We start from the raw sequence: 26,298 nt of genomic DNA on the forward strand, positions 1-26,298 counted from the left end.
CACGGTAAGAGGAGCCAGTTGATGGAAGCCCCCCACGGCGTGTACAGGATCGGCGACAGCGGTGAGGCGGTCGCCGAGATCGTCGGCAAGCTGCAGCGGCTCGGGCTGCTGACCGGCGGTCACGACGTCTACGACGAAGCGACCGCGCACGCCGTCCGGGGCTTCCAGCAGCAACGCGGGCTGATGATCGACGGTGTCGTCGGCCCGCAGACCTACCGGGCGATCGACGACGCGCGCTGGCGGCTGGGCGACCGGCTGTTGACCTACGTGCCGTCGCATCCGCTGAGCGGTGACGACGTCCTGAGCCTGCAGGCCAAGCTGCAGGAGCTCGGGTTCGCGGTCGCCCGGATCGACGGGATCTTCGCCGCGGACACCCAGCGTGCGGTGACCGAGTTCCAGCGCAACATGGGCCTGCCGGCCGACGGCACCTGCGGCCCGTCCACGTTCAAGGCCCTCGAGCGCATCCGCCCGATGGCGACCGGCGGCCGCCCGGATGCGTTGCGCGCCCGCGAGGCCGTCCGCGCCGCCGGACCGCGACTGTCCGGCAAGACCGTGGTGATCGATCCGGGCCACGGCGGTTTCGACTACGGCTGGGAGGGCTTCGGCCTGCGCGAGTCCGACATCGCGTACGACCTTGCCGCCCGGATCGAGGGTCGTCTCGGCGCCACCGGCGTCCGGGCGTACCTGTCCCGCGGCCGCGACCAGGGGCCGGACGAGCTGGCCCGGGCCGCGTTCGCGAACGAGACGGACGCGAACCTGTGCGTCTCGCTGCACACCGACGGGTCGATGAACCCGCAGGCGCAGGGCGTCGCGACGTACTACTACGGCAACGACCTGCACGGCGCCTCGTCGAGCGTCGGCGAGCAGTTCGCCGGCCTGGTGCAGCGCGAGATCGTCGCCCGGACCGACCTGCTGAACTGCCGGACGCACGCCAAGACCTGGGACCTGCTGCGGCGGACCAAGATGCCCGCGGTGCGGCTCGAGATCGGCTACGTGACGAACCCGCACGACTCCGCCCGGCTGGCCGACCCGGCGTTCCGCGACGTGATCGCCGAGGCGATCGTGGTCGCGATCCAGCGGGTGTACCTGCCGCCGGAGCAGGACGCCGCCACCGGGATGCTCCGCTTCGGGCAACTTACCGTCTGACCACAGTTCGGCGATCGTCGGGTGTATCCCGGAAGAAAGTGGCTACAATGCTCTTGAGGTAAGTAGCCACCTAAGGGAGAGCAGCATGGACGTCGGCATTCGGGAACTGCGCGACAACCTCAGTCGCCACCTGGCCGAGGTCCGCTCCGGACGCACGGTGACAGTGACAGACCATGGGCAACCGGTCGCCCGCATTGTGCCCGTCGGGCAACCGACGCGACTGGAGCGACTTCGCGCCGAAGGGCGCGTGCAGCCCGCCCGCCAGAGGAAGCAGCCCGCGCCCGACCCGATTCATGCCGAGGGCTTGGTCGGCGAGCTCATCGACGAGCAGCGCCGGTGATCGGCTATCTCGACACATCGGCTTTCGTACCGCTGCTGGTCAGCGAGCCGAGCAGTGCGGCTTGTCGGCGATTCTGGGATGACGCGGACGCCGTGGTGTCGAGTCGACTTCTCTATGTGGAGACCGCGGCCGCACTCGCGCAGGCACATCGCATGGCGCGCCTCGACGACCAGGCGTATTCGTCGTGTCGCCGGCTGCTGGACCAATTCTGGCCGCAACTCGAGATCACCGAGCTTGACGAGGCATTGATCCAGCGCGCGGCGGAACTCGCGGACCTTCTCGCGCTGCGCGGGTACGACGCCGTCCACTGCGCTTCGGCCGAACAGCTGGAGGACGCCGAAGTTGTCGTCGCATCGGGCGACAAGCGCCTCCTCGATGCATGGAAGTCTTTGGGACTGGCCACGTTCGACACCAATACGCCCGACGACGCTACGAGTGATCCTCGAGCTTGATCTTCGGGAGGATCCGGTCGAGCCCGCTCGGTAGCCACCAGGCGCGGTTGCCGAGCAGGCGCAGGACCGCGGGGACGATGACGCAGCGGATCAGCACGGCGTCGAGCAGCACCGCGGTGGCCAGGCCGAGACCGAACTGCTTGAGCATCCGGTCCGGGCTGAGCAGGAAAGCGCCGAACACCACGATCATGATCGCGGCCGCCGCGGTGATCACGCTGCCGGTCGTCGCCAGCCCTTCGCGGACCGCCACCCGGGCGTCGCCGGTTCGCCGCCACTCCTCGTGGATCCGGGAGACCAGGAACACCTCGTAGTCCATCGACAGCCCGAACACGATCGCGAAGATCATCACCGGTACGAACGCCTCGATCGGCCCGGCCTGCGCACCGAACCAGCCTTGCTGGAACACCAGGGTGATGGCACCGAGCGAGGCGCCGATGCTGAGCAGGTTGAGGACGGCGGCCTTCAGCGGGATCAGCACCGACCGGAACACCGCCATCAGCAGCAGTGCCGACAACCCGACGACGACCAGCACGAAGATCGGCAGCCGCTTGCTCACCGCCGCCGCGAAGTCGTCCGCGGCCGCCGTCGACCCGCCGATCAGGTACGTCGCCCCCGTCCGCCCCTCCAGTGCCGGCAACGTGTCGTCCCGCAACCGCTCGACGAGGTCGCTCGTCGCCGCGTCCTGCGGAGCCGACTTCGGGAACGCCAGCACGGTCGCGATCTTGCCGTCCGGCGTCAGCTGCGGCGGCGTCACCGCGGCGACCCCAGGATCGGCGGCCAGCGTCCGGCCCAGCGCCTGCGCCGCGGCCGAGTCGCCCTCCGAGACCACGACGAGCGGACCGTTGAAGCCGGGCCCGAATCCGTCCGCCAGCAGGTCGTACGCCTTCCGGCTCGTCTTGGCCGGATCGTCCGTGCCCGCATCCGCGAACCCGAGCCGCATGCCGAGCGCGGGCAGCGACAGCGCCACCAACGCGACGATGCCGAGCACCAACGGCACCCACGGCCCGCGCTGCACCATCCCGGCCAACCGCCGCCACCCGTCGCCCGGCGTACGCCGCTGCTTCGCGGCATGCTTGCGTACGCTCCGCTCGATCCGCTTCCCGAACAGTGTCAGCAACGACGGCAGCAAGGTCACCGCCGCGAGCATCGTCATCAGGACGGTCAACGTGACACCGAGTGCGACGCCCTGCAGTGAGCCGAGTCCCAGCGCGAGCAGGCCGAGCAACGCGATCACCACCGTGCAGCCGGCGAACATCACCGAACGGCCTGCAGTGTCCAGAGCGACGGCCTTCGGGTCGGCCGTGCCCTTCAAGAGCTCGTGCCGATAGCGCGAGAAGATCAGCAACGCGTAGTCGATGCCGACGCCGAGCCCGACCAGCATCATCACCGGCGTCGTGTACTCCGGCACGGTGAAGAAGTGCGAGGCGAGCATCAGCAACGCGACCGTGCTGCCGACCGCGAACACGGCGGTCAGCAGCGGAAGTGTTGCCGCCAGCAACGACCCGAACAGGAACACGAGGATCACCAGCGCGGCCAGGATGCCCGCGCCCTCGGACGCGCCGCCCGAACTCTCGGCGGCGTTCCGGGCCAGATCACCGCCGGCCTCGACCTGGAATGCCGGCCGGGCGAAGTCCTGCGCACGGTGGATGATCGTCCGGACGTCCTCCACCGGCATGTCCGCGGCGGCGACGTCCAGCCCGACCGTGGCGTAGGCCGTACGTCGATCTGTCGACATTGCGCCCGGCGCCGTGAACGGATCGGCGACCGATGCGACGTGCGGGAGGTCGCGCACCGCGGCCAGCATCGACGTGACCCTGGACTTCTCCGCCGCGAGACCGCCCTCGGCCCGGAACACGAGCTGCACGCTCGCGGTGTCGCCCTGGGGCTGGTGCGCCGCGAAGATGTCCGTGACCCGCTGGGAGTCGGTCCCCGGCAAGGAGTTGTCGTTCTTGTAGTTCGCGCCGACCACGGTCGACGCGACGGTGACCGCGGCCAGCGCGAGCACCCAGAGCACGAGTGCCGGGCCGGCGTGCCGCATGGCCCAGCCGGAAACCCGGTGCAGTACGCCGGGCCGGGTCGCTGGTCGGATCGGGGTGTCCACACTCATCGCAGGTCCCTAATAAGTAGATCGGCTACATGTTGCCTCTCGACATTAACAGACACATGAGTAGACTGGCTATATGAAGGCGGATGCGCTGCGTGGACACCTCGACCCGATGATCCTGGCGGTCGTCGAGCACGAACCGCTGCACGGCTACGCGATCATGGAGGCGTTGCTGGAGCGCAGCGGCGGCGAGCTCGACCTGCCGACCGGCACGCTCTACCCGGCGCTGCGCCGCCTGGAGCGGGCCGGCTACCTGGCCAGCGAGTGGAGCACGGTCGGCGGCCGCAAACGGCGGACGTACCAGCTCACCAGTGCGGGTGCGAAGATGCTTGCCGCCGGCAAGCAGGAGTGGGTGACCTTCCGGGCGGTGGTGGAAGGGGTGCTACGCCCAAGCGAGGCGTAGGCCGCGCGTGGCCTGCTGGGCGACCAGAAGCAGCGGCAGCACGACGAAGCCGCAGACCACGCCGAGGGCGAGCAGGCCGTTGGGATGCGGGCTGGTCAGAGCCATCAGGAGGCTGATCGCGCCGATCGCCGCCGCGTTCGCGAGCGCGAAGACCGTCGTCACGCCGGCCAGGTGGTCCCGGACCAGCGGATACCGCAGGCCGATGCCGGCGGCAACGACTGCGAGGACGGCGCCGGCGATGGCGATCGTGCCGACGTCGCGGACCAGCGCCTGCAGCAGGTCGTTCAGCGGGTTGGGGTCGTCCGGTCCGCTGTTCCAGCTCCAGACGCCTTCCCGCCACACGATGGGCTGGATGATCAGCGCCGCGAACAGCAGCACCGCCGTACGCCGGCTCTGACTGACGGCAAGATCCGCGCGATAGCCCGGCGCGACCTCCTCGAGGGTCCCGAAGTCGGCCACCGCGTGCTTCTCGGCGGCGCGCCTGTCCATACCGTCCGCCTCGAAGGCCTCGGCGGCGTCGGTCAGGTGGTCCCGCGCCTCAGCCAGCAGGTCCGCCTTGCGGCGCCTGGGTCCCCGGAGCTGCTTGCTCAGGGCCGCGAGGTAGTCGTCGATAGGCACTTCTCCAGTATGAGGAGCGCGTCCCCGGCTCACGTCCGGGGTCCCACTGACTCACCCCTGAGCTTGGCGCGGCGCCGGTGCTGGAGGACGAAGAATCCGATGTACCCGATCACGACGAGCGCGAAGCCGACCTTCTCTGCGACGGGAGTCGCGCCGTCGGGCCACAACCAGCCGTTGAGGTAGTGCTGTATGTATCCGCCCGCGTAGACGCTCTCGCCGCCCTCCCGGCGGAAGAACTTCTCGGTCGCCGTCACCGGGCAGCCGAAGTCGACCAACACGATCACCAGGTTCCACACCACGATCGCGAGGTGGTACCAGATCAGCTTCGGCCAGCGCCAGGCGAGGAAGGCGCCGACCACGAAGAACAGGAGCAGGGCGCCGTGCACGAGCATCACCACGTCCGCCAGCACCCGATAGATCACAGCTACTCCGGGCCCGACCGCAGCGCGTCGCGGACCGTCACCGGCGCCGCCGGGGCCTGCTCCGGACGGATGGCGCCCATCAGGCGCTCGACGGCGGCCTCCATCTCACTGCGCCAGGTGATCGCCGACCGCAGGTCCAGCCGCAGCCGGGGATTGCGCGGGTGCTCGCGCACCACCCCGAACCCGACCGCACGCAGGAAGTCGGTCGGCCACACGCAGCCCGGCCCGTCCCAGCGCGAGTCGCCGAACGCCTCGACCGCGCGGAAACCTCGCTTCAGCACGTCCTTGGCCACCGCCTGGACGAGGATCTTGCCGAGCCCGAGGCCCAGGTACCGCGGCAGGATCCGGCCGGTCGCGAGGACGACGGCGTCCGGGCTCACGGGTGCCGTCGGGAACGCCTGGATCCGGGGCAGGTACGTCGCCGGGGCGTACACCGCGAAGCCGGCCGGCTCGTCGTCGACGTACAGCACGATGCCGGCAGTCCCCCAATCCAGCAGCAACTGGGACAGCCAGGCTTCCTTCTCCAGCCCGGTGTCGCCGTTGCGATCGGCCTGCCGCGCCGCCACCGGATCGAGCTCCCAGAACACGCAGTCACGGCACGGGACCGGCAACTCGCCGAGGTTGGCGAGCGTCAGCGGTTCCAGCCGTCGGGCCATCAATGCATCCGTTCAGCGCTACGTGCTGTTGGCTTCGTCACCATCCGTCAGCGGATGACCGGTTCGGCCGCCGGTTCGGGGACCGGGGCCGGGGTCCGCGCGTCCGGCGTGCGGGTCGCCTCCGGGGCGACGTACCGCTGTTGCACCTTCGCGGCCGGTTGCCGCCGGAACAGCTCGCCGGCGAACCCGGCCAGTACGCCCAGCGCCAGGCCGCCGAGCGCCCATCCGGCTGTCCTGCCCACGCTCATCCCTGATTCCGCCTTCCGGTTCCACCTCTCAGGCCGCACCGCACCCTCCGGCTGTCTCAGCAGCCAGATTCCGGCATGGTCGAACCTGCCCCTATAAGGCATGGTAGTGAGAGGTCACGCCGATCCCCAGTCCCGACCTGGGTCTGTCGACGTAACCTGGTGACTTCCCCCTCGATCACCGTTGGAGTGGCCCTCGTGAGTGCTGACGTGCCCGATGTCCGGCAGACCCGTCTCGACAACTACGTCGAGGCGTACGCAGCCCGGACGAAGGGCATGACCGCATCGGAGATCCGGGCGCTGTTCTCGGTCGCCAGCCGCCCCGAGGTGGTCTCGCTCGCGGGCGGTATGCCGAACATCGGCGGCCTGCCGCTCGACGTGGTCGGCGGCGCGGTCCGCGACCTGGTGATCGAGAGCGGCGCGACCGCGATGCAGTACGGCTCCGGCCAGGGCGATCCGGCGCTGCGCGACCAGATCTGCGACATCATGCGGCTGGAGGGCATCGAGGCCCATCCCGACGACGTCGTCGTCACGGTCGGCAGCCAGCAGGCCGTCGACCTGGTGACTCGGGTCTTCTGCGATCCGGGCGACGTCGTGATCTGCGAGGCGCCGTCGTACGTCGGCGCCCTCGGCGTGTTCCGCGCGTACCAGTGCGAGGTCGTCCACGTCGCGATGGACGACGACGGCGTGGTGCCGGAGGCGCTGGAGCAGGCGATCGCGTCGGTCCGGGCGGCCGGCAAGCGGATCAAGTTCTTCTACACGATCCCGAACTTCCACAACCCCGCCGGGGTCTCGCTGTCCGACGAGCGGCGGGCGCGGGTGCTGGAGATCTGCCAGCGGGCGGAGTTGCTGATCCTCGAGGACAATCCGTACGGACTGCTCGGATTCGAAGGTGAGCCGCAGCAGGCGTTGCGCGCCGCGGACCGGGAAGGGGTCATCTACCTCGGCTCCTTCTCGAAGACGTTCGCCCCCGGCTTCCGGGTCGGCTGGGCGGTCGCGCCGCACGCCGTCCGCGAGAAACTCGTGCTGGCACAGGAGTCCGCGACCCTGTGCCCGCCGACCTTCAGCCAGCTCGCCATCTCGTCGTACCTGGTCCGGCACGACTGGATGGGGCAGGTGAAGCAGTTCCGGGAGATGTACCGCGAACGCCGCGATGCGATGCTCGCGGCGCTGGCCGAAAAGATGCCAGCGGCAACCACCTGGACACGGCCGCGGGGCGGGTTCTACGTCTGGCTGACGTTGCCGGACGGGCTGGACGCGAAGGCGATGCTGCCCCGGGCGGTCACCGCACGCGTCGCCTACGTGCCCGGAACGGCCTTCTTCTCGGACGGTTTCGGCTCCCAGTGCATGCGGCTGTCGTACTGTCATCCGACGCCGGAGCGGATCACCGAGGGAGTCGGCCGGCTCGCCGCGGTGATCCACGAGGAGCTCGAGCTCCGCCAGACGTTCGGCCCGCTGCCACCCGGCGCCGGCCGTGAGTACGACGCTCCGGGGCCGGAGCTTTCGTAGATTTTTCACCGCTCCGCTTCGCAAAGGTTGCGCAAGGGAGCTGCGGGCGGCCGGGGGTGCGGGAATCGGTAGGGGTACCGTTCGAGTGGGCCTCGGGACCGGCGGCCGTGCCGGAGTCGCCCACGAGTGATCGGGATATTTGTGATGAGTGATCTGGGTCGGGTGCTGGTACTGGCAGGTGGGCTGTCGCACGAGCGGGACGTCTCGCTGCGATCCGGCCGCCGGGTGGCGGACGCGCTGCGCAGTGTCGGCGTCGAGGTCGAACAGCGCGACGTCGACGCCTCGCTGGTCGACCGGCTGCGCGACGATCCCCCGGACGCGGTCTTCCCCGTCCTGCACGGCGTCACCGGCGAGGACGGCGCCCTCCGCCAGGTCCTCGACCTGTACGGCGTTCCGTACGTCGGGGCCGACGCGGCCGCGTGCCGTACGGCGTTCGACAAGCCGGTCGCCGCGACGGTCGTCGGCGCTGCGGGACTGCACACGCCTGCCTCGGTCGTGCTCGGGCACGACACGTTCCGCGAGCTCGGCGCCGCGGCACTGATGGAGGCAGTGATCCAGCAGGTCGGGCTGCCGCTCGTCGTGAAGCCGGCCCGGGGCGGGTCGGCGCTGGGTGCTTCGATCGTGCGCTCGGTCGAGGAGCTGCCGTCGGCGATGGTGAACTGCTACGCCTACGGGCCGGTCGCGTTGATCGAGCAGTACGTCGACGGGACCGAGGTGGCCGTCACGGTCGTCGACACCGGCGACGGGCCGCGGGCGCTGCCTGCCGTCGAGATCCGCCCCGACTCGGGGTTCTACGACTACGAGGCCCGGTACACCGCAGGCGCGACGCAGTTCGTCGTACCTGCTCGGTTGGAGCCTGAGGCCGCCGGCGCCTGCGCCGCGGCCGCCGTCCAGGCGCACCAGGCGCTGGGACTGCGCGATCTGTCCAGGACCGACCTCGTGGTCGACGCGGCCGGCGTGCCGTGGTTCCTCGAGGTGAACGTGGCTCCGGGGATGACCGAGACGTCGCTGGTCCCGCTGGCCGCCGAGGCGGCCGGGATCGAGCTCGGCGTCCTCTGCCGCGATCTGCTTGCCACCGCAGCAGCCCGCTGAGCGCCGGACGTAGCAATGCCAGACCCCCGCTCTCCGGAGCCCGCTCGGCCGCTGTGGCGGACCGTGCTGACGCCGCAGTGGTCCGGTCTCCTGGTGCTCGCTTTGGCGCTCGCCGGTGTCATGACCGCCATGGGTGTGTGGCAGTTGAGCGTGTACCAGTCGAAGACGGCGGACGCGACCGCTCAGCGCGCTGCCGCTCCGCCGGTCGCCCTGCAGTCACTCTTCTCCATCGACGAGGGACTGCCGTCGAAGGCCGTCGGTCGGCGCGTCACCATCGAAGGCACCTGGGGGCCGGCCGCCGACCAGGTGTTCATCGCGGATCGCGCCCAGGACGGCAAGAACGGCTTCTGGGTGCTTTCGCCGCTCATGCTCCCCGACTCCGGCGCTGTGATGGTCGTCCGCGGCTGGGTGCCTGTCGTGACCGACGCCGCCGCGCAGGCACCTACCGGTCCGGTGCGGCTGACCGGCTCGGTGGTGGCGTCCGAGGCCGAGGACTCGTCGGCCGACGCCGCCAAGGGGCGGGTCCTGTCGTCGCTGCGGATCCCGACGATCGTGCACCTGGTGAAGTACCGGGTGTATGACGCGTTCGTCGTACAGACCGCTGTCGACGCAGGTGCCGTACCGTCACCGGCACCGGCCGCTGTCGTGCCGCCTCCGCCGCCGACGGATCACGCCGGCCTGCGGAACGTGGCGTACGCCGTGCAGTGGTGGATCTTCGCGGCGTTCACGCTGTGGATGTGGGCCCGGATGGTGCTGGATGCGCACCACACGCCGCCGGACGCCGGGACGGGCGACCAGGTCGGAGAGCCTGTGGAGTCAAGCGGTACCGTTTCAGCGTGACTTCCCCTGCTGACCCCGCCACTTCCGCCGCCGGCCCGCAGCCGCTCACCCCGGCCGTCCGCGGCGCCCTGATGCGCTACCGCGTGATCGCGTACGTGGTCGGCGTGATGCTGCTCCTGCTGCTGTTCGTGGCGATGCCGCTGAAGTACCTGGCCGACGACCCGGGCGCGATGAACGTGATCGGCCCGATGCACGGCTTCCTGTACGTCGTGTACCTCCTCGGCACGTTCGACCTGTTCCGCCGGGTCCGCTGGTCCTTCCCCCGGCTGGTCCTGATGGCGGTCGCCGGCACCATCCCGTTCCTCTCGTTCTACGCCGAGCGCAAGACGTCGCACGAGCTTCTCGGTCGCTAGTCGTCGATGTTTCACATGAAACATTCGCGGGAGGTGGCGACATGGATTTGTCGACATGTCTCTCTGGTGATGAATCCCGACAGTTCGTGCCGTTAACTAGCTCTGTCAGCGCGATCCTAAGCCGCCTCGCCAGACTTACATCCGTGTGATTTCTGGGCCCTACGCCGCAGAACAGCGGCCGTTTCAGGTCCGCAGGACGGCGTAGTGGAGCCGAACGCTGCCGCCGGCATCCGCTCGCATCGAGAGCAGCTGCAGCCGGGTCGGAGCCTCGCCGATCGCGAGCGGAGCGCCGTCCATGATCGACGGCGTGCCCAGCCCACCGACCAGAGCGGGCGCCACCGTCAGGTGCAGCTCGTCGATCAGATCTGCTCGCAAGAGCGTGCCATTCAAACCGCCGCCTGCCATCGACAACACGCAGCTGATTCCCAGCTCGGCACCCATCGCGGCGATCGCCTCCGCCAGGTCGACGCGCTCCTCGCCGGCGACGAGGTAGCAGATGCGCTCCCGGCGGAGATAGGCCAGATAGTTCGCCGGCGTCGATCGCGCCACCAGAACCAGCACATCCCAGCCTTCATGCTTCTCGGTCCACCGCACCCGTCCGCGGCTGTCGACCACCGTGAACCACATGTGCGGCGGCGCCGGCTGTCCGATCACGTCGGCCGGGAGGAAGTGGTCGTAGAGCCCGGCCGGATCACCGTCGTACGCCGGCAGCTCGTCGGGCGTCTCGTCCTCGGCGACCAGGCTGCCACTCCCCTCGAGAACGGCGCTGCAGCCGTACTGCTGCCTGACCAGCTCGACGACATCGATCGCGACCGGCGCCGATGGAGTCATCGCCTCCCACAGCCGCGAGCTGGGCTCACGCATCAGGAGGGCATCCCGGACGAGTGCGACCTTCCCGTCGGCACTTGCTCCTACGCTGACCACCACGCGCGGTCGGTTCTGCACCTGGGCCTCCTCGGGCTCGAGAGGCCCCCAGACATACCAACGCCCGCCGACAAATTCGGCGGGCGTTCGTCTGGGTGATCGGCGTCAGGCCTCGGTGGCCTTGTTCGGGTCCATCAGCGTGACGATGCGCTCGAGGTCGTCGAGGGAGGCGAACTCGACGGTGATCTTGCCCTTGGTCTTTCCGAGGTCGACCTTGACGCGCGTCTCGAAGCGGTCCGACAGCCGATCGGCAAGGTCGACCAGCCGCGGTGCGACCGGCTTGTTCCGGCGGCGCGGCGCGGCCGTATCGTCGCCGTGCATGTCCCCGAGCGCGACGATCTCCTCGACCGTCCGCACCGAGAGCCCTTCGGCGACGATCCGCTGCGCGAGCCGCTCGATGGCGTCACCGCTGGGCAGGCCGAGCAGTGCCCGCGCGTGACCGGCCGACAGCACCCCGGCCGCGACCCGGCGCTGAACGGATGCCGGCAGCTTCAGCAGTCGCAGCGTGTTGGAGATCTGCGGGCGTGACCGCCCGATCCGCGTCGCGAGCACCTCCTGCGTGCACCCGAAGTCGTCGAGCATCTGCTGGTACGCCGCGGCCTCTTCCAGCGGGTTCAGCTGGCTGCGGTGCAGGTTCTCCAGCAGAGCGTCCCGGAGCATCGCATCGTCCGACGTCTCCCGCACGATCGCGGGGATCGTCGTCAGGCCGGCGGCCTGCGTCGCGCGCCAACGGCGCTCGCCCATGACGAGTTCGTACGTGTCGTCCTCGAGCCGGCGGACGACGATCGGCTGCAGCAGGCCGATCTCCTTGACCGAGTGGACGAGCTCCTCCATCGCGTCCTCGTCGAAGACCGTCCGCGGCTGCTTCGGGTTCGGCGTGATCTTGTCGACCTCGATCTCCGCGAACGACGCACCCGGTACCGCGGCCAGCTCCGGCTCCTGCGGTCCCTGCGGCGCGGTCGGCGTCGTGACCGGCGGCGCCCCCGGGATCGAGTTCGATTTGCTGCCGAGGGTGGTGGTGCCAGGCGCCGGCGAGCTGGGGATCAGCGCACCAAGTCCGCGTCCGAGTCGGGTGTTCATCGCGCTCCCTCGAGTTCGACTGCCTGCTGAGCTACTGCTGACCTAATCACAACGCTGACCGACGACCGCGGCCGTCACCGCAGCCTGCGTGTCCTGTTTCACGTGAAACGAGCCGGGCCCGTTCCACGTGAAACACTGCCACGCCGCTCCGTCTGGCTCAGGAGTTGTTCCGCATCGCGATCTCGCGCGACGCCTCCAGGTACGACAGCGCACCGGCCGACGCCGGGTCGTACGCGAGCACGGTCTGCCCGTGGCTCGGGGCCTCCGAGATCCGCACCGACCGCGGTACGGCGGTGCGCAGGACGGCGTCCTTGAAGTGACCGCGGACCTCGGCCGCGACCTCGCCGGCCAGCTTCGTCCGGGCGTCGTACATGGTCAGCAGGATCGTCGATACGTCCAGCGACGGGTTGAGGTGCGACTTCACCATGTCGATGTGCCGCAGCAACTGCGACAGACCCTCGAGCGCGTAGTACTCGCTCTGGATCGGGACCAGGACCTCGCGGGCGGCGGTCAGGGCGTTCACGGTCAGCAGGCCGAGCGACGGCGGGCAGTCGATGAAGACGTAGTCGTACTTCTCCCCCGCGGTCTCGGTCTCGGTCAGGTAGGCCTCGAGCACACTCTTCAGCCGGCTCTCCCGGGCCACCAGGCTGACGAGCTCGATCTCGGCGCCCGCCAGGTCGATGGTCGCCGGGATCACCTGGATGCCGGGGTGTTCGGCGCACGGCTGGATCAATTTTCTCAGCGGCTCGCCTTCGATGATCGCCTCGTACACACCCGGCGTGCCTTCGGCGTGGTCGATGCCGAGGGCCGTCGACGCGTTGCCCTGTGGGTCGAGGTCGATGACGAGGATCTTCGCGCCGTAGAGGGCGAGGCCGGCCGCGACGTTCACCGTCGTCGTGGTCTTGCCCACGCCACCCTTCTGGTTGGCGACGACGAAGACTCGGGTCTCGGCAGGCAGCGGGAACTCGCGGCCCATCGTGCGTCCTTCATTCACCAGCAGGGTCCGTTCGGTGGCGGCGGCGATCGGAGTCTCCAGGAGTCGTCGCTGAAGCTCGTCCGACGTGGCCCGCGCGGCGATCTGTGCGGCAGTCATAGCGCCCATTCCGATAGGTGCGGGACTTGGCCCGAAGAGGATGTCTGTAGGGGTCGGGGCGGGTCTGCCCTCAGCTCCGTCCACAGGCTTCTGTGGACGAATTCCCGTGTGCGGGGGCAGTTTCATGCGGTGGTCATCCACAGGCGGTGGAGACTCGGAGAAGTCCGGCTCGACGTCCACCAGTGACGCCGAATCGGACCCGGGACCATCATCCCGCATCTCAGGCGTTTCACGTGAAACAGACGCCTGGTCGCCGTCCGCGAGACTGCCGAGACCGACCGCGGCAGCGGCCTGGAGTCTTGAGGTGTCGATCGGCGGCGCGAGGTACGGCTGCTCGGCGGCCGGGGTCGAAGAGGTCTGGACAGGGGATGCCGGCGCGGGCGCCGAGCTGGGAGCGGGTTCCTGAGTCACCACACGGACGGCGGAGTCCGGTTCGGTCGGCCAGCCGATCCCCTGGGACGCCCCTGGCTCACCGGTGCTCTTCTCGGGCCATCCGAGGGCACGACTCACCAACCCGCTCACCTCCCGTGTCTTGCGTGCCGGGATCCCCCTGCAGCACGTCCGGCCACAATACTCACCACAGTCGTGGGGTTGGCCAGTTCATCGCCGCCAAGTTCGTGAATATGACAAACCTCTGCGCCAAGCTTCATCAACTCGCGTTCTGAGGCGTCCAGTTCCTCCTCTGCGGACGCCCCTTTCATGGCCAGCATCAGTCCGCCCTCGACACAGAGCGGCAGACACCAGCGGGCCAGTTTCCCGAGCGGTGCGACCGCCCGCGAGGTGACGACGTCGTACGACGCCGGCGGGAGATCTTCGGCCCGCGCGCGGACGACCGTCGCGTTGGCGAGCTCCAGGGAATCGACCGCCTCCTGGAGAAAGGTCGTGCGCCGGAGCAGGGGCTCAACCAGATCCACCTGGAGGTCGGGCCGGACGATCGCGAGCACGATGCCGGGCAGGCCGGCGCCGGTGCCCACATCGGCGACCGACGCGCCCTCCGGGATCAGCCGCTCGACCACGGCGCAGTTCAGCAGGTGGCGGTCCCACAACCGTGGAACCTCCCGCGGTCCGATCAGGCCGCGCAGCGTCCCCTCGGTCGCCAGCAACTCGGCGTACGCCGAAAGCCGGACCGCCGCCCGTGGAAACAGCTTGTCCACGAGCGGCGGTGTTTCACGTGAAACGTGTTCGGTCATCGGTGCGCTGTCATGGCTGAACCACCACGCGGCGGCGGGGCTCCTCGCCCTCGGACTCCGACGTCAGGCCGGCGGCCGCGACGACGTCGTGCACGACCTTGCGCTCGAACGGCGTCATCGGGTCCAGCCGCACCGGGGTGCCGGTCGCCTTCGCCTCCTCGACGGCCTTCCGGCCGACCTCTTCGAGCTCCGCCTTTCGGTTCGCCCGGTAGTTCGACACGTCGAGCATCAGCCGCGACCGCTCACCGGTCTCCCGGTACACCGCGAGCCGGGTCAGCTCCTGGAGCGCCTCCAGGACCTTCCCCTTCTCACCGACGAGGTTGTTCAGCTCGGCGCCGACGATCGAGACCGCGGCCCGGTCCCCGTCGATGTCCATGTCGATGTCGCCGTCGAGATCGGCGATATCGAGCAGTTCCTCGAGGTAGTCCGCCGCGATGTCGCTCTCCGCCTCGAGGGCCTTCAGGCGATCCTCGGCGGAGTTCGTGCCGGCGGACTGCTCCGCCGTGTCGGTATTCTGCATGCCGTCGGTCACGGCCACTCCTTCACAGTGTCGGGATCCGCCTCACGGGGACCCGGGGCTCGGGGCAATCAGGGGTGCGCCGGGTCAGCGCGAACCGCCGGAGCGCTTCTGCGCCGCCTTCTTCTGCGCGGCCGACTTCGCCGCGGGCTGGCGCTTGGCTCCGGTGCCCTTCTTGCCGGCCGGCTGCTTCTTGGCAGCTGCGGCCTGAGTCTTCTTCGGTGCGTCCTGCTTCGGCGCCGTGTCCTGCGGCCTGCCCGAGGACGGCTGTCCGTTGCTCGAGGCGTCCGCGCCGCCGGCTGCCGGTCCGCCGGTCCTCCGGTCACTGCGCGACTGCCGCTTCGGCTGCTGGCGCTGCGCAGGGCGACGGTCCGTCGTCTCGGTCTCGGTCGCGGTGCCGACGGCGCCCGGGACACCCTCGTCGGCCGCCCGGCCGTGGCGCAGGTTGTGCTCGCGCTTGCGGGCCTGCATCGCGTCGTACGCCGGGGTGCCCGGGGCGGGGTTGCGGCGGATCACGTAGAACTGCTGACCCATCGTCCACACGTTGGAGACGAACCAGTAGATCAACACACCGATCGGGAAGTTGAAGCCACCGATGAGGAAGAAGATCGGGAAGACGTACAGCATGATCTTCTGCATCTGCGCGGCCTGGCCGGTGAGGGCCTCCTTCGGCATGTTCTTCCGCATCAGCTGCAGCTGAGTGATGAACATCGTCGTCGTCATCAGGATGATGAGGACGATCGCGACGACCTTGACGTTGTTGGCGCCGGGGCCGCTGGCCTTCAGGAAGGTCTGCGAGATCTCCGCGCCGAAGATCTTCGCGTGCTGCAGCGAGTAGACGTACGGCTCCATGATCGCGCTGTGCGCCTTGCCGTTCGCCGCGTAGTCGAGCACCCGGAACAGGGCCAGGAAGATCGGCGACTGCAGCAGCAGCGGCAGGCACGAGGAGAACGGGTTGGTCCCGGTCTCCTTGTACAGCTTCATCATCTCCTGACCGAGCTTCTCCCGGTCATGGCCGTACTTCTTCTGCAGCTCCTTCATCTTCGGCTGCAGCAGCTGCATGTTCCGGCTGGAGCGGATCTGCCGGACGAACAGCGGGATCAGCAGCGTCCGGATGGTGACGGTCAGACCGACGATGGACAGCGCCCACGCCCAGCCGCTGTTCGGGTCGAGCACCTGGCTGAACAACCAGTGCCAGCCGACGAGCAGCGCCGACACGGCCCAGTAGAGCGGGGTCATCACCGTGTTGAACAGGTCTACGATCCCGTCCCACACCGCGAGTCCGGGGATGGCCAGAAGAGTCACTCACACACCTCGCTGCGCAGGCCCGGCGTCGGCCGACGGTCCGGGCTGGTTGGCGGAGAAAGACTCTCCGCGCTGGTCGACATCTCTGGGAGGAACGGGGTCGTAGCCTCCGGGGTTCCACGGGTGGCAGCGGATGAGTCGCCTCATCGCCAGCCAGCTACCGCGCACCGCACCGTGGCGTTCGACCGCTTCCAAGGCATACGCCGAACAACTCGGGTAGAACCTGCAGACCTGCCCGTACAGCGGGCTGATCAGCAGCCGGTACAACTTCAGGAAACCGATGATCCCGCTCCGCACGGGATTGATCCGCATCATGGCCGCAGCACCCGGCCCAGGGCGCCGTCGACGTCGGCCGCCAACTCGTCGTACGACGCCGCGGCGGAGGACGGGAGGGCGCGGACGACGGTCAGGCTGCCGGCCGGCAGATCGGGCAACCGCGTCGCCAGGACCGCACGCAGACGGCGGTGGACCCGGTTCCGCAGAACCGCGTTGCCCACCGCCTTGTTCACAACGAACCCGACGCGCGCCGGGCCGACAGCATCGCCTGTGTCGGCCTGCGCCAGCACATGCAGGACCACCGCGCGTCGCGCCGCGCGCCGACCGGACCGGACGGCGCGACGGAAGTCGTCGGACCGGCGCAACCGGTGCGACGCGGGCAACACGAGGTGGTCACCGTCCGACGGGTCGCTCAGGCCGCGAGGCGCTGACGACCCTTGCCACGGCGGGCGGCGATGATCGCGCGACCCGCGCGGGTGCGCATCCGAAGACGGAAGCCGTGCTTCTTGTGCCGACGACGGTTGTTCGGCTGGAACGTCCGCTTGCTCACTGGAATGACTCCGGTTACTCGAGAACACAAATTTGTCGACAAATCCACTGATTCGGATCTGCCCGTTGGTGCATCCTGCACACCGTCGGAGAACCAGGGATGGTCCCGCAGGGAGCGCAGCACGAAACGGCCGGCTCAACACCGACCGATCCACGGTACGTGGCTCCTTGTGGACAGGTCAAACCAGGTATCCCCAAGGTTTTCCACAGACTTGTGGACAGGATAGTGGGCGAGCGGTCGGTCGAGTACTCGTCACTGTCCGGTCGGATCGGCGACAGAGAGCGATCTCGTAACCATGACTACGCTCCGGCGTCTACCCGACACGCCGCAAGTTGCCCCCAATTTCCTGTTCATAGCCTGTGGATGACGGCTTGAAGCCGTGTGGGCGGACTTGTTAGCGTCACTTCTTCACACCAGAGGTCCCACACCCCGCGATCGGTAACCAACCTGCTCCGGCGGTCGTTCACAACTGTGGACAACCGTGTGGACAGCGGCCCGCACGGTGGTCGGGTCGAATGGTCGCGCAGCCCGGATCAGTCCGGAACGCGCCGGCCACCGCAGCGATGGATTCGGGGAGCAACGCGTGGTCGAGGACCATTCCGCCAGGGCGGAATTCACACCGGTGGAATTCAGCCCGGCCGAGCACCGGACGGACCACAGCGCTGACGGCCGGCAGGACCTCCGGCCCGAACCCGACGCCGGTCTCCGGCCCGAGCCCGAGGCCAACTTCCGCACCGAGGTGCCGCCCGCGCCGGAACCGCTGCCCCGGACCGAGACCACACCCGGTCCGCGCGCGGAGACGCCGATGCCGCGGATGGATCCCGGTGACTATCTGAGCCCGTCGCTCCCGATCCCGATGCCCGAGCCCCCGGCCGCCGGTTACCGGCCCGCGCCACCCCCGGGTCCGTACGGCTACCGCTCCGACCTCGAGCGCGCGGCCACCGATCTTCCGTCCGGCCCACCCCAGTCCACGGCAGGTACGTCGTACTTCGGTGCGGCACCGGCCGTGAATCAACACCCCGGCGCGGGCAACGCCTGGGGTGCCGACGATTGGGGTACTGGCGGCACTGCAGCAGGAGCGGCACCGATCGAGGGGGAGGCACGTGTGGACGACGCAGCCACCAACCAGTGGTCACCCGACGGCAGACCGGCTCAGCAGAGCGCGGCCGCGCCACCAACCGCGGAGCAAACGTCCGCGGAGCTGCCCCAGGTAGAGCAGACGCCCGAGCAGGCCGTCTCCGACCAGCAGGCACCGCAGCAGCCGGTGGCCGCCGAGCGCACGCCCGACGAGCGAGCAGCTGAGCACCAGCCGGCCGAGCCGCGGTCCACTGACGTGCAGGCCCCGCACCAGGACGCACAGCAGCACCACCTGGCCCCACAGCTCCACCTCAACCAGCACCTGCCCCTGCAACCGCACCTGCAACCGCTACAGCCTCCGGTCGCACAGCAGAGCGCTCCACAACACCCACAGGAGCAGCTGCCGCAACACCCCGCCGCCCAACAGGGCACACCGCAGCAGCAGTCCGCGGAGCAGCAACCGCAGGCGCAGCGACCGACGCAGCAACCACAGCCGGCGGAACAGCAACCGCAGGCGCACGCGGCGCAGCAGCCACAGGCGCAGGCGCAACAGCCGGCAGTGCTACAGCCGACGCAACCGCAGGCGCAGCAGCACACGCCAGCGCAGCAGCCGCAGCAGTCGCCACCCCAGCAGTCGCCACCCCAGCAGTCGCCACCCCAGCAGTCGCCACCCCAGCAGCCGCAGCACCAGCAGCCGCAGCACCACCAGTCGCAGCACCACCAGTCGCAGCCGCAGCAGTCGCAGCCACAGCCGACTCACCAGGTGCAGCCACAGCAGATGCACCCGCAGCACCCGCAACCGCAGCCGCCGCAAGCGCAGCAGTTGCAGCCGCCGGTGCAGGCACAGACGGCGGCTCCGGCCGCGACGGACCTGGGTGAGGCGTGGGCTCGCGTGCTTGCCGGGCTGCCGCCGAACCAGCGGGCCTGGCTGACCAACTCGCGTCCGGTCACGCTGCACGAAAGCACGGCGATCGTCGCGGTGCCTGACGACTTCACCCGCGGACAGCTCGAGACCCGCCTCCGTCCGGACCTCGAGCGGATCCTCACCGAGAGCTTCGGACGTGACATCCGGATCGCTGTCACCGTCGACCCGTCCCTCGATCCGGAGCTCCGCGAACAGCAAGCTCCGCCGCAACCGCAGTACACACAGCAGCCTCCACAACAACCCGCGCCGCAGCAGCATGTGCCCCAACAGCACGCGCCGCAGCAGCCGATGCAGCAGCCGCCGCCCGTCCGCGAGCCGCTGCGCACCGACGGTGCCTTCCAGCCGACCATCCAGTCCGCGCTGACCGATCCGGACAACCATTTCAGCGCGCCGCCGGCTCCGCAGCACTACGAGCAGCAGCCGGCCCCGCAGCAGCAGTCGTCGTTCGGTCAGCCGCTCGGATCGGTCGCCCCGCCGCCGAACGGTTCGTCGCAGCCGGCCACCGAGGCGCAGGGTGAAGCGCGGCTGAACCCGAAGTACACCTTCGAAACCTTCGTCATCGGCAGCTCGAACCGGTTCGCGCACGCAGCGGCCGTCGCCGTCGCCGAAGCACCGGGCAAGGCGTACAACCCGCAGCTGATCTACGGCGACTCGGGTCTGGGCAAGACCCACCTGCTGCACGCGATCGGGCACTACGTCCGCAGCCTCTACACCGGAGCCCGCGTGCGGTATGTGTCCAGCGAAGAGTTCACCAACGACTTCATCAACGCGATCCGCGACGACAAGGCGTCCCAGTTCCAGCGCCGGTACCGCGACGTCGACGTGCTGCTGATCGACGACATCCAGTTCCTGGAAGGCAAGATCCAGACCCAGGAAGAGTTCTTCCACACCTTCAACACGCTGCACAACGCGAACAAGCAGATCGTGATCAGCTCCGACCGCGCGCCGAAACGCCTGGAGGCGCTGGAGGACCGGCTGCGGAACCGGTTCGAGTGGGGCCTGATCACCGACATCCAGCCGCCGGACCTCGAGACCCGGATCGCGATCCTGCGGAAGAAGGCCGCGACCGAGCGGCTGACGGCGCCGCCGGAGGTGCTGGAGTTCATCGCGTCGAAGGTGCAGACCAACATCCGCGAGCTCGAGGGCGCGCTGATCCGGGTCACCGCGTTCGCCAGCCTGAACCGGCAGCCGGTCGACCTGAGCCTGGCCGAGATCGTGCTGAAGGACCTGATCCCCGAAGGCAGCAAGCCCGAGGTGACCGCGAGCATGATCATGGGCCAGACGGCGTCGTACTTCGGTCTGTCGATCGACGACCTGTGCGGCTCGAGCCGGAGCCGCGTGCTGGTCACCGCCCGGCAGATCGCCATGTATCTGTGCCGCGAGCTGACCGACCTGTCGCTGCCGAAGATCGGTCAGCAGTTCGGAGGCCGCGACCACACGACGGTGATGCACGCCGAACGGAAGATCCGGCAACTGATGTCGGAGCGGCGCAGCGTCTTCAACCAGGTCACCGAACTGACCAACCGGATCAAGCACCAAGCCAAGCAGCAGTAACCACACAGGCTGGGGACACAGCTGTGGAAAAGTGTGGGTATCGCCGTGGAAAGCCTCGTCTGTGGTGTGGATTGGCTGTGGGGACAGATTTCGCCGTCCACCGTCGTCCTCAGCACAAGCGAGCGTCGTCCACACGGCGTCCCCACCCCGATTCGGCCTCTGACCTGGGAAGTCGCCGCTTTTCCACAGTATCCACCGGTGCGAAGAACACTATGGAATCTGTAGAGAGCTCGAAGGCCACAAAACGATCGAGCGGCCCGATCTGGGGAAAACCCCGATCTCGCGCCGGCTTGCGGGACCTGTCAGGCTGTTCTCGGAAGTACTCGCAGCAGCACCGGAACGACGCCGACGCGACCCGCCCGAAGCGCCACGTCAGGCCCGATGGGCGCACAGCACACTTGTCCGTGGCAGGATCTGCCTGGCACACAGCCGAATCAGGAGGCACCCAGCGGTGAAGTTTCGCGTCGAGCGCGACGTACTGGCCGAGTCGGTGGCCTGGGCCGCGCGCAGTTTGCCCAGTCGTCCCAGCGTCCCGATCCTTGCCGGCCTTCTCGTCGAAGCCGAGGACGGGCAGATCACCCTGTCCGGCTTCGACTACGAGACGTCGGTGCGGGTCACGGTGCCCGCGCAGGTGGCCGACTCGGGGAAGTGCCTGATCTCCGGCCGGCTCGTTGCCGACATCTCCAAGAGCCTTCCGAACCAGCCCGTGGACGTCGCTGTGGACGGCGCGAAGGCACAGGTCACCTGTGGCAGCTCGCGGTTCACGCTCCAGACGCTTCCCACAGAGGAATATCCGGCACTCCCGGAGCTTCCGGCGGCCAGCGGGACGGTCAAGGCCGACGTGTTCGCCCAGGCCGTCTCCCAGGTGGTGATCGCGGCCGGCCGCGAGGACACGCTGCCGGTGCTGACCGGTGTCCGGGTCGAGATCGAGGGCTCCACGATCTCGCTGCTGGCCACCGACCGCTACCGGCTGGCCATCCGCGAGCTGCAGTGGAACCCGCAGTCCCCCGACGCCTCCGCGGCCGCGCTGGTACCGGCCCGGGTGCTGTCGGAGACCGCCAAGGCGATGACCGGCTCCGACGTGATCGTGTCGCTGGCCGCCCCTGGCAGCGGTGACGGCATCGTCGGCTTCGAGGGCGAGGTGTCCGGTGGCAACCGGCGCGCCACCACCCGGTTGCTGGACGGCGAGTTCCCGAAGGTGCGCGGCATCATCCCCACCGACGCGGCGATCGCGACCCGGGTGCGGATCGACACGGCGACCCTGGTCGAAGCCGTGAAGCGCGTCGCACTGGTCGCTGAGCGCAACGCTCCGGTCCGGCTGACCTTCGAAGAGGACAGCGTCACCCTCGACGCGGGCAGCGGTGACGAGGCGCAGGCGTCGGAGTCGCTCGAGGCCCGGGTGGTCGGCGATCCGGTGACCGTAGGCTTCAACCCGACGTACCTGCTCGACGGTCTCGGCGCGATCGGTACGCCGGTCGCGCACCTGGCGTTCACGCAGGCGACGAAGCCGGCCGAACTGACCGGTGTGACGGACTTCGACGGTGAACCGATCAGCGAGTTCCGCTACGTCCTGATGCCGGTCCGCCTGAACAGCTGAACACCAACAGAACAAGGGGATTCACGATGGAGCTCGGCCTTGTCGGTCTCGGCAAGATGGGCGGCAACATGCGCCAGCGGATCCGGAACGCCGGTCACACGGTGGTCGGGTTCGATCACAACCAGGACATCTCCGACGCCAAGGACCTGGCCGGCATGGTCGGCAAGCTCACCGCCTCCGACCAGCCCAAGGTGGTCTGGATCATGGTGCCGGTGCAGGCGATCGACCCGGTCGTCACCGAGTTGGCCGAGCTCCTGTCCCCCGGCGACATCGTGATCGACGGCGGCAACAGCCGCTGGACCGACGACACCCGGCGCGCCGCGCAGCTCGCCGAGAAGGGCATCCGCTTCGTCGACTGCGGCGTGTCCGGCGGTGTCTGGGGCCTGGAGAACGGCTACGCGCTGATGTGCGGCGGCGACAAGGAGACCGTCGAGCAGGTGATGCCGATCTTCGAGGCGCTGAAGCCCGAGGGTGAGTTCGGCTTCGTGCACGCCGGCAAGGTCGGCGCCGGGCACTTCTCGAAGATGGTCCACAACGGCATCGAGTACGGGATCATGCAGGCGTACGCCGAGGGCTACGAGCTGCTCGAGGCCGCGGACGTCGTGGAGAACGTGCCGGAGGCCTTCGAGTCCTGGCGCGAGGGCACCGTGATCCGGTCCTGGCTGCTCGATCTGCTGGTCGCCTCGCTGAAGGACGACAGCCACCTGGCCAAGATCCGCGGGTACGCCGACGACTCCGGCGAGGGCCGCTGGACGGTCGAGGCCGCGATCGACCACGCGGTACCGATGCCGGCCATTTCGGCCGCGCTGTTCGCGCGGTTCGCGTCCCGGCAGGAGGACTCGCCGGCGATGAAGGCGATCGCCGCGATGCGCAACCAGTTCGGCGGACACGCGGTGAAGGGTGCCGAGGCCGCCGATCCGTCGTACGCGACCCCGCCCAAGAACTGAGGTGTACGTCACCGCCCTGGGTCTGCTCGACTTCCGGTCCTACCAGCAGGCGGAGGTCCAGCTCGCTCCGGGCGTGACGGCCTTCGTCGGGCCGAACGGCCACGGCAAGACCAACCTGGTCGAGGCGATCCACTACACCGCGACGCTCGGTTCGCACCGGGTGGCCAACGACGCACCGCTGGTGCGGGCCGGCGCCACCCGGGCGATCGTGCGGACGGAGATCCGCAGCCAGTACGACCGCGACGTGGTGGTCGAGCTGGAAATCAATCCTGGGAAGGCAAACCGGGCCCGGATCAACCGGTCGCCGGTACCGCGGCCACGGGAAGTGCTCGGTCTGCTGCGCACGGTGCTGTTCGCGCCGGAGGACCTCGCGCTGGTGAAGGGCGATCCGTCCGAGCGCCGGCGGTTCCTCGACGAACTGCTGACGCTGCGAGCGCCGCGGATGGCCGGCGTACGGCAGGACTACGACCGGGTGCTCAAGCAGCGGAACTCGTTGCTGCGGAGCGCGTCGCAGGCGCGCCGGCAGAACCGGACGAGTGCCGCTGAGGGGCAGCTCCGGACGCTCGAGGTCTGGGACTCGCATCTCGCCCGCTCCGGGTCCGAGCTGCTGGCCACCCGCCTGGAGTTGCTGGAGTCGCTCCGCCCGCTGGTCTCGACGGCGTACGACGCTGTTGCCCGCGGCAAGGGTGACGCGCGGCTCGAGTACAAGTCGTCGGTCCTGCTCGAGCCCGGGGTGGCGTCTCGGGAGCAGCTCGAGGAGGTGCTGCTCGCGGCGGTGCGGGAGAAGCGGCAGGACGAGCTCGACCGCGGCGTGTCGCTGGTCGGCCCGCACCGCGACGACGTACTGCTCGGGCTCGGGGACTTGCCCGCTAAGGGGTACGCGAGTCACGGTGAGTCCTGGTCGTTCGCGCTCGCGCTGCGACTGGCGTCGTACGACCTGCTCCGTGCGGACGGGGGTGAACCGGTGCTGATCCTCGACGACGTGTTCGCCGAGCTCGACTCGCAGCGCCGGGACCGGCTGGCCGAGCTGGTCGCGCCGGCCGAGCAGGTGCTGGTGACCGCGGCGGTCGGCGCGGACGTGCCCGCCGAGCTCAGCGGAGCGCGCTTCGAGGTGGGTGAGGGGGTCGTTCAGCGTGCCTGAACCCCCGGATTCCTCCGAGAGCGTCCCCGAGAGCGAGGCCGAGCACGACAAGCAGGGCCTGGAGCTCGCCAAATCCCTGGCGGCGCGGCTGAAGCAGCAGGCGGCGAAGGGCGGGATCAAGCCGGTCAAGCGCCGCCGCCGGCCGCGGCTCGGAGCCCAGATCAGCAGCGCCCGCCCCGACGACCGCGATCCCCAGCGCCTGACCAACACGCTCGGCCGGCTGATGCGCGACCAGGGCTGGGAGGTCGACGTCGCCGTTCACGGCGTGATGGCGCGCTGGCCGTCCATCGTCGGCCCCGAGATGGCCGAACACTGCAAGCCGGAGTCGTACGACGACACCGTCCTCACCGTCCGTACGTCGTCGACCGCGTGGAAGGTCCAGCTCGACCTGCTCGTCCCGCAACTGCTCTTCCGCCTGAACGCCGAACTCGGCGAAGGCACCGTCTCCCAGGTCAAGGTCCTCGGCCCCAACACCTACACCTGGCGCAAGGGCCCCCGCACCATCCGCGGCGGCCGCGGCCCCCGCGACACCTACGGATGACGGACTGAATTGCTGGGAGGACCCGGCCCTCCCCTAGGATCAGGCGCGATGCGCACGCTCGTCGACGGCTTTCGCGAGATGGTCCACCTGATCGGGGATACGTTCCGGCTCTGGTGGAAGAACCTGCTGCCCATGACCACCTGGTGGGTGGCCGGGTTCGTCGGCTTCACGGTGTGCTCGCAGGGCGCGATCTGGCTGGCCGAGCACCTGCACTCCAGTCTCGGCACGGGGTTGTTCGCGGTCGGCGTGCTGCTGCAGATCATCGCCGCCGTCGGCATGATCCGGACCTGCGCGATGTCGCTGTACCGGTGGCGCGACGCGGCGAGCGACGAGGCCGAGGAGACGTCCGACCCGACCCAGCGCGGCCTGCTCGAACTGCTGGCCGTCACGCTGCTGCCGCTGGTCGCGGTCTGGTCGGCGTGGGGATTCTTCGACCAGCAGGTCAGCCAGTTGAGCGCCACGTACCTCGTCCAGAACGGACTGCAGCCCGGCTCGGGGTTCTTCAAGGTGGGAATCCACAGCTGGCACAACTACCTGCCCGCGCTTGCCGTCCTCCTGGTGCTGCGCCGCGTCCTCCAGTCCGTCGACGACCGCTGGCCGAGCCGGCCGGTCAAGCTGACCCAGGTCTGGGCCGAGGCCTTCTTCGTGCTGCTCACCTTCGTCATCACGCCGTACGCGATCGACGAGGGCAAGGAGTGGTTCAAGGACCGCAGCTTCTGGTACTGGTCGCTGGACTGGTGGGACGGCGTCAAGGGCTTCTTCGACAAGATCCACATCCCGATCCCGGCCGGTATCGAGTTCCTCTGGGGCTTCCTGTGGGAGACGCTCTGGCCGATGTTCAAGCTGGGCATCGCCGAGCCGCTGACCTGGCTGGCGATCACCACGGTCGTCTTCGGCCACCGGGTGCTGTCCAGCGGAGGCGTCTTCCGCGGGACGCGGCTGGAGCGCCGGCTCGGCGCGCAGACCGAGGCGCAGCAGGCGCCGCAGCGGGGCCGGATCGTCGGCTTGACCTACAAGGCACCGGACCTGCTGCTGGCAGGTGTCCGGGAGAAGTTCTACCCCGCGATCAACGCGTTCCGGCTGCTGGTCCGGGTCGGCCCGGTGTTCCTCGGCGTGGTCTGCCTGGTCTACACGTTCTGGCTGCTCGGCAACGACTGGGCGTTCGTCGCCTTCCAGCGGTTGCTCGGCATCCATGGGCAGTACTGGGGCCTGATGAACCACGAGATCGCGAACCTGATCCAGGGGCTGCTCTTCGAGCCGCTGCGGATCGCGCTCCTGGCCGCCGCGTTCGACCTGTGCATCTCGGTCGGCAACGAGCGCCGGGCCGAGGCCGCGGCGATCGCCCAGGCCAAGGCGCCGCGCGAGGTCAAGGAGCCCGCTCCCGCGACCGTCTGACCGCTG

The 26,298-nt window shown here is 69.2% G+C and carries 30 protein-coding genes and 1 pseudogene; 14 read left to right on the forward strand and 17 right to left on the reverse strand.

The genetic code is table 11. The features are described 5' to 3' along the window. Positions 1-21: 21 nt before the first annotated feature. From AB0L64_RS01545 to AB0L64_RS01555, 3 genes are all read left to right on the forward strand, one after another. On the forward strand, positions 22-1,146 hold the full coding sequence (locus AB0L64_RS01545; RefSeq protein ID WP_355693729.1) for an N-acetylmuramoyl-L-alanine amidase: 1,125 nt from the start codon (positions 22-24) through the stop codon (positions 1,144-1,146). 85 nt (positions 1,147-1,231) lie between these two features. Continuing rightward, entirely contained in the window at positions 1,232-1,486 is a 255-nt protein-coding gene (locus tag AB0L64_RS01550; RefSeq protein ID WP_363706602.1) for a type II toxin-antitoxin system prevent-host-death family antitoxin, read from the forward strand. After that, positions 1,483-1,938, forward strand: coding sequence for a type II toxin-antitoxin system VapC family toxin (locus AB0L64_RS01555; RefSeq protein WP_363706604.1), 456 nt, complete (start codon positions 1,483-1,485; stop codon positions 1,936-1,938). Before AB0L64_RS01550 ends, AB0L64_RS01555 begins: the two co-directional genes overlap by 4 nt. Here AB0L64_RS01555 and AB0L64_RS01560 read toward each other — a convergent pair. After that, positions 1,916-4,045, reverse strand: a complete 2,130-nt coding sequence (locus tag AB0L64_RS01560; RefSeq protein ID WP_363706606.1) for an MMPL family transporter — start codon at positions 4,043-4,045, stop codon at positions 1,916-1,918. The genes AB0L64_RS01555 and AB0L64_RS01560 overlap by 23 nt on opposite strands. Before the next feature lie 73 nt (positions 4,046-4,118). On the opposite strand from AB0L64_RS01560, the gene AB0L64_RS01565 reads away from it, so the two are divergent. Further along, positions 4,119-4,445: a helix-turn-helix transcriptional regulator gene (locus tag AB0L64_RS01565; protein WP_363706608.1), complete on the forward strand. Its 327-nt coding sequence runs from the start codon at positions 4,119-4,121 to the stop codon at positions 4,443-4,445. Here the strand turns inward: AB0L64_RS01565 and AB0L64_RS01570 are convergent. From AB0L64_RS01570 to AB0L64_RS01585, 4 genes are read right to left on the reverse strand one after another with little or no spacing between them, the layout of a single operon-like run. Then, positions 4,425-5,063: a permease prefix domain 1-containing protein gene (locus AB0L64_RS01570; RefSeq protein WP_363706610.1), complete on the reverse strand. Its 639-nt coding sequence runs from the start codon at positions 5,061-5,063 to the stop codon at positions 4,425-4,427. The genes AB0L64_RS01565 and AB0L64_RS01570 overlap by 21 nt on opposite strands. A 29-nt stretch (positions 5,064-5,092) precedes the next feature. Next, the gene (locus tag AB0L64_RS01575) at positions 5,093-5,485 is read right to left on the reverse strand and encodes a DUF2784 domain-containing protein (protein ID WP_363706612.1); all 393 of its coding nucleotides are present in this window, start codon (positions 5,483-5,485) and stop codon (positions 5,093-5,095) included. Between the two features lie 2 nt (positions 5,486-5,487). Next, complete coding sequence (locus tag AB0L64_RS01580; protein ID WP_363706614.1) at positions 5,488-6,141, reverse strand: GNAT family N-acetyltransferase; 654 nt, start codon at positions 6,139-6,141, stop codon at positions 5,488-5,490. A gap of 47 nt (positions 6,142-6,188) precedes the next feature. After that, positions 6,189-6,389, reverse strand: coding sequence for a hypothetical protein (locus tag AB0L64_RS01585; protein ID WP_363706616.1), 201 nt, complete (start codon positions 6,387-6,389; stop codon positions 6,189-6,191). 195 nt (positions 6,390-6,584) lie between these two features. Between AB0L64_RS01585 and AB0L64_RS01590 the strand changes: the two genes are divergently transcribed. The 4 genes from AB0L64_RS01590 to AB0L64_RS01605 all read left to right on the forward strand — a co-directional run bounded on the left by AB0L64_RS01590 (position 6,585) and on the right by AB0L64_RS01605 (position 10,180). After that, complete coding sequence (locus AB0L64_RS01590; RefSeq protein WP_359934956.1) at positions 6,585-7,895, forward strand: PLP-dependent aminotransferase family protein; 1,311 nt, start codon at positions 6,585-6,587, stop codon at positions 7,893-7,895. 144 nt (positions 7,896-8,039) lie between these two features. Then, complete coding sequence (locus AB0L64_RS01595) at positions 8,040-8,987, forward strand: D-alanine--D-alanine ligase (RefSeq protein WP_359934954.1); 948 nt, start codon at positions 8,040-8,042, stop codon at positions 8,985-8,987. 15 nt (positions 8,988-9,002) lie between these two features. Beyond that, positions 9,003-9,827 (forward strand): SURF1 family protein, encoded by an 825-nt coding sequence (locus AB0L64_RS01600; RefSeq protein WP_363706618.1) that lies wholly within the window; start codon positions 9,003-9,005, stop codon positions 9,825-9,827. Next, a complete protein-coding gene (locus tag AB0L64_RS01605; protein ID WP_363706620.1) occupies positions 9,824-10,180 on the forward strand; it encodes a DUF3817 domain-containing protein in 357 nt (118 codons plus the stop codon). The genes AB0L64_RS01600 and AB0L64_RS01605 overlap by 4 nt, the downstream gene beginning before the upstream one ends. A gap of 183 nt (positions 10,181-10,363) precedes the next feature. On the opposite strand, the gene AB0L64_RS01610 is transcribed toward AB0L64_RS01605, so the two are convergent. The 12 genes and pseudogenes from AB0L64_RS01610 to AB0L64_RS01665 form a co-directional block, all read right to left on the reverse strand. Continuing rightward, complete coding sequence (locus AB0L64_RS01610; protein WP_363706622.1) at positions 10,364-11,125, reverse strand: RibD family protein; 762 nt, start codon at positions 11,123-11,125, stop codon at positions 10,364-10,366. A gap of 84 nt (positions 11,126-11,209) precedes the next feature. Continuing rightward, positions 11,210-12,184 carry a ParB/RepB/Spo0J family partition protein gene (locus AB0L64_RS01615; protein ID WP_363706624.1) on the reverse strand — a complete coding sequence of 325 codons (975 nt, stop codon included), beginning with the start codon at positions 12,182-12,184 and terminating at the stop codon, positions 11,210-11,212. 157 nt (positions 12,185-12,341) lie between these two features. After that, positions 12,342-13,277: an AAA family ATPase gene (locus AB0L64_RS01620; protein ID WP_363706626.1), complete on the reverse strand. Its 936-nt coding sequence runs from the start codon at positions 13,275-13,277 to the stop codon at positions 12,342-12,344. 518 nt (positions 13,278-13,795) lie between these two features. Next, complete coding sequence (gene rsmG / locus AB0L64_RS01625; protein ID WP_363706628.1) at positions 13,796-14,467, reverse strand: 16S rRNA (guanine(527)-N(7))-methyltransferase RsmG; 672 nt, start codon at positions 14,465-14,467, stop codon at positions 13,796-13,798. Between the two features lie 10 nt (positions 14,468-14,477). Next, on the reverse strand, positions 14,478-14,987 hold the full coding sequence (locus AB0L64_RS01630; protein ID WP_363708074.1) for a R3H domain-containing nucleic acid-binding protein: 510 nt from the start codon (positions 14,985-14,987) through the stop codon (positions 14,478-14,480). A gap of 312 nt (positions 14,988-15,299) precedes the next feature. After that, a pseudogene (gene yidC, locus AB0L64_RS01635) lies at positions 15,300-16,280 on the reverse strand (membrane protein insertase YidC); the annotation flags it as partial. Positions 16,281-16,289: 9 nt separating this feature from the next. Continuing rightward, positions 16,290-16,604 (reverse strand): membrane protein insertion efficiency factor YidD, encoded by a 315-nt coding sequence (gene yidD / locus AB0L64_RS01640; protein ID WP_359934942.1) that lies wholly within the window; start codon positions 16,602-16,604, stop codon positions 16,290-16,292. After that, the gene (gene rnpA, locus AB0L64_RS01645) at positions 16,601-16,951 is read right to left on the reverse strand and encodes a ribonuclease P protein component (RefSeq protein ID WP_363706631.1); all 351 of its coding nucleotides are present in this window, start codon (positions 16,949-16,951) and stop codon (positions 16,601-16,603) included. Before rnpA ends, yidD begins: the two co-directional genes overlap by 4 nt. A 26-nt stretch (positions 16,952-16,977) precedes the next feature. Next, positions 16,978-17,115 carry a 50S ribosomal protein L34 gene (gene rpmH, locus AB0L64_RS01650; protein ID WP_130386492.1) on the reverse strand — a complete coding sequence of 46 codons (138 nt, stop codon included), beginning with the start codon at positions 17,113-17,115 and terminating at the stop codon, positions 16,978-16,980. Positions 17,116-18,247: 1,132 nt separating this feature from the next. After that, positions 18,248-18,532 carry a hypothetical protein gene (locus AB0L64_RS01655; protein ID WP_363706633.1) on the reverse strand — a complete coding sequence of 95 codons (285 nt, stop codon included), beginning with the start codon at positions 18,530-18,532 and terminating at the stop codon, positions 18,248-18,250. Between the two features lie 9 nt (positions 18,533-18,541). Further along, positions 18,542-18,742: a hypothetical protein gene (locus AB0L64_RS01660; RefSeq protein WP_363706635.1), complete on the reverse strand. Its 201-nt coding sequence runs from the start codon at positions 18,740-18,742 to the stop codon at positions 18,542-18,544. A gap of 12 nt (positions 18,743-18,754) precedes the next feature. After that, the gene (locus AB0L64_RS01665; protein WP_363706637.1) at positions 18,755-18,976 is read right to left on the reverse strand and encodes a hypothetical protein; all 222 of its coding nucleotides are present in this window, start codon (positions 18,974-18,976) and stop codon (positions 18,755-18,757) included. Here AB0L64_RS01665 and dnaA point away from each other — a divergent pair. From dnaA to AB0L64_RS01695, 6 genes are all read left to right on the forward strand, one after another. Beyond that, a complete protein-coding gene (gene dnaA, locus AB0L64_RS01670) occupies positions 18,971-20,671 on the forward strand; it encodes a chromosomal replication initiator protein DnaA (RefSeq protein ID WP_363706639.1) in 1,701 nt (566 codons plus the stop codon). The genes AB0L64_RS01665 and dnaA overlap by 6 nt on opposite strands. 451 nt (positions 20,672-21,122) lie before the next feature. Then, positions 21,123-22,268 (forward strand): DNA polymerase III subunit beta, encoded by a 1,146-nt coding sequence (gene dnaN, locus AB0L64_RS01675; protein ID WP_363706641.1) that lies wholly within the window; start codon positions 21,123-21,125, stop codon positions 22,266-22,268. Between the two features lie 26 nt (positions 22,269-22,294). Then, positions 22,295-23,215: a phosphogluconate dehydrogenase (NAD(+)-dependent, decarboxylating) gene (gene gnd / locus AB0L64_RS01680; RefSeq protein ID WP_355475611.1), complete on the forward strand. Its 921-nt coding sequence runs from the start codon at positions 22,295-22,297 to the stop codon at positions 23,213-23,215. A gap of 1 nt (position 23,216) precedes the next feature. After that, positions 23,217-24,356, forward strand: a complete 1,140-nt coding sequence (gene recF, locus AB0L64_RS01685) for a DNA replication/repair protein RecF (RefSeq protein ID WP_363706644.1) — start codon at positions 23,217-23,219, stop codon at positions 24,354-24,356. Continuing rightward, complete coding sequence (locus AB0L64_RS01690; RefSeq protein WP_355693690.1) at positions 24,349-24,897, forward strand: DciA family protein; 549 nt, start codon at positions 24,349-24,351, stop codon at positions 24,895-24,897. The genes recF and AB0L64_RS01690 overlap by 8 nt, the downstream gene beginning before the upstream one ends. A gap of 48 nt (positions 24,898-24,945) precedes the next feature. After that, a complete protein-coding gene (locus AB0L64_RS01695) occupies positions 24,946-26,292 on the forward strand; it encodes a hypothetical protein (RefSeq protein WP_363706647.1) in 1,347 nt (448 codons plus the stop codon). Positions 26,293-26,298: the final 6 nt, after the last annotated feature.

The sequence above is a fragment of the Kribbella sp. NPDC051936 genome, assembly GCF_040680955.1.
Lineage (GTDB): Bacteria > Actinomycetota > Actinomycetes > Propionibacteriales > Kribbellaceae > Kribbella.

What these genes read in the sequence shown, in the direction of transcription:
- AB0L64_RS01545 (WP_355693729.1), top strand. Translation starts at nt 22, where the DNA reads ATGGAAGCCCCCCACGGCGTGTACAGGATCGGCGACAGCGGTGAGGCG.
- AB0L64_RS01550 (WP_363706602.1), top strand. Translation starts at nt 1,232, where the DNA reads ATGGACGTCGGCATTCGGGAACTGCGCGACAACCTCAGTCGCCACCTG.
- AB0L64_RS01560 (WP_363706606.1), bottom strand. Translation starts at nt 4,045, where the DNA reads ATGAGTGTGGACACCCCGATCCGACCAGCGACCCGGCCCGGCGTACTG.
- AB0L64_RS01565 (WP_363706608.1), top strand. Translation starts at nt 4,119, where the DNA reads ATGAAGGCGGATGCGCTGCGTGGACACCTCGACCCGATGATCCTGGCG.
- AB0L64_RS01580 (WP_363706614.1), bottom strand. Translation starts at nt 6,141, where the DNA reads ATGGCCCGACGGCTGGAACCGCTGACGCTCGCCAACCTCGGCGAGTTG.
- AB0L64_RS01585 (WP_363706616.1), bottom strand. Translation starts at nt 6,389, where the DNA reads ATGAGCGTGGGCAGGACAGCCGGATGGGCGCTCGGCGGCCTGGCGCTG.
- AB0L64_RS01595 (WP_359934954.1), top strand. Translation starts at nt 8,040, where the DNA reads ATGAGTGATCTGGGTCGGGTGCTGGTACTGGCAGGTGGGCTGTCGCAC.
- AB0L64_RS01600 (WP_363706618.1), top strand. Translation starts at nt 9,003, where the DNA reads ATGCCAGACCCCCGCTCTCCGGAGCCCGCTCGGCCGCTGTGGCGGACC.
- AB0L64_RS01615 (WP_363706624.1), bottom strand. Translation starts at nt 12,184, where the DNA reads ATGAACACCCGACTCGGACGCGGACTTGGTGCGCTGATCCCCAGCTCG.
- AB0L64_RS01620 (WP_363706626.1), bottom strand. Translation starts at nt 13,277, where the DNA reads ATGACTGCCGCACAGATCGCCGCGCGGGCCACGTCGGACGAGCTTCAG.
- rsmG (WP_363706628.1), bottom strand. Translation starts at nt 14,467, where the DNA reads ATGACCGAACACGTTTCACGTGAAACACCGCCGCTCGTGGACAAGCTG.
- AB0L64_RS01630 (WP_363708074.1), bottom strand. Translation starts at nt 14,987, where the DNA reads ATGCAGAATACCGACACGGCGGAGCAGTCCGCCGGCACGAACTCCGCC.
- yidD (WP_359934942.1), bottom strand. Translation starts at nt 16,604, where the DNA reads ATGATGCGGATCAATCCCGTGCGGAGCGGGATCATCGGTTTCCTGAAG.
- dnaA (WP_363706639.1), top strand. Translation starts at nt 18,971, where the DNA reads ATGCACCCGCAGCACCCGCAACCGCAGCCGCCGCAAGCGCAGCAGTTG.
- gnd (WP_355475611.1), top strand. Translation starts at nt 22,295, where the DNA reads ATGGAGCTCGGCCTTGTCGGTCTCGGCAAGATGGGCGGCAACATGCGC.
- AB0L64_RS01695 (WP_363706647.1), top strand. Translation starts at nt 24,946, where the DNA reads ATGCGCACGCTCGTCGACGGCTTTCGCGAGATGGTCCACCTGATCGGG.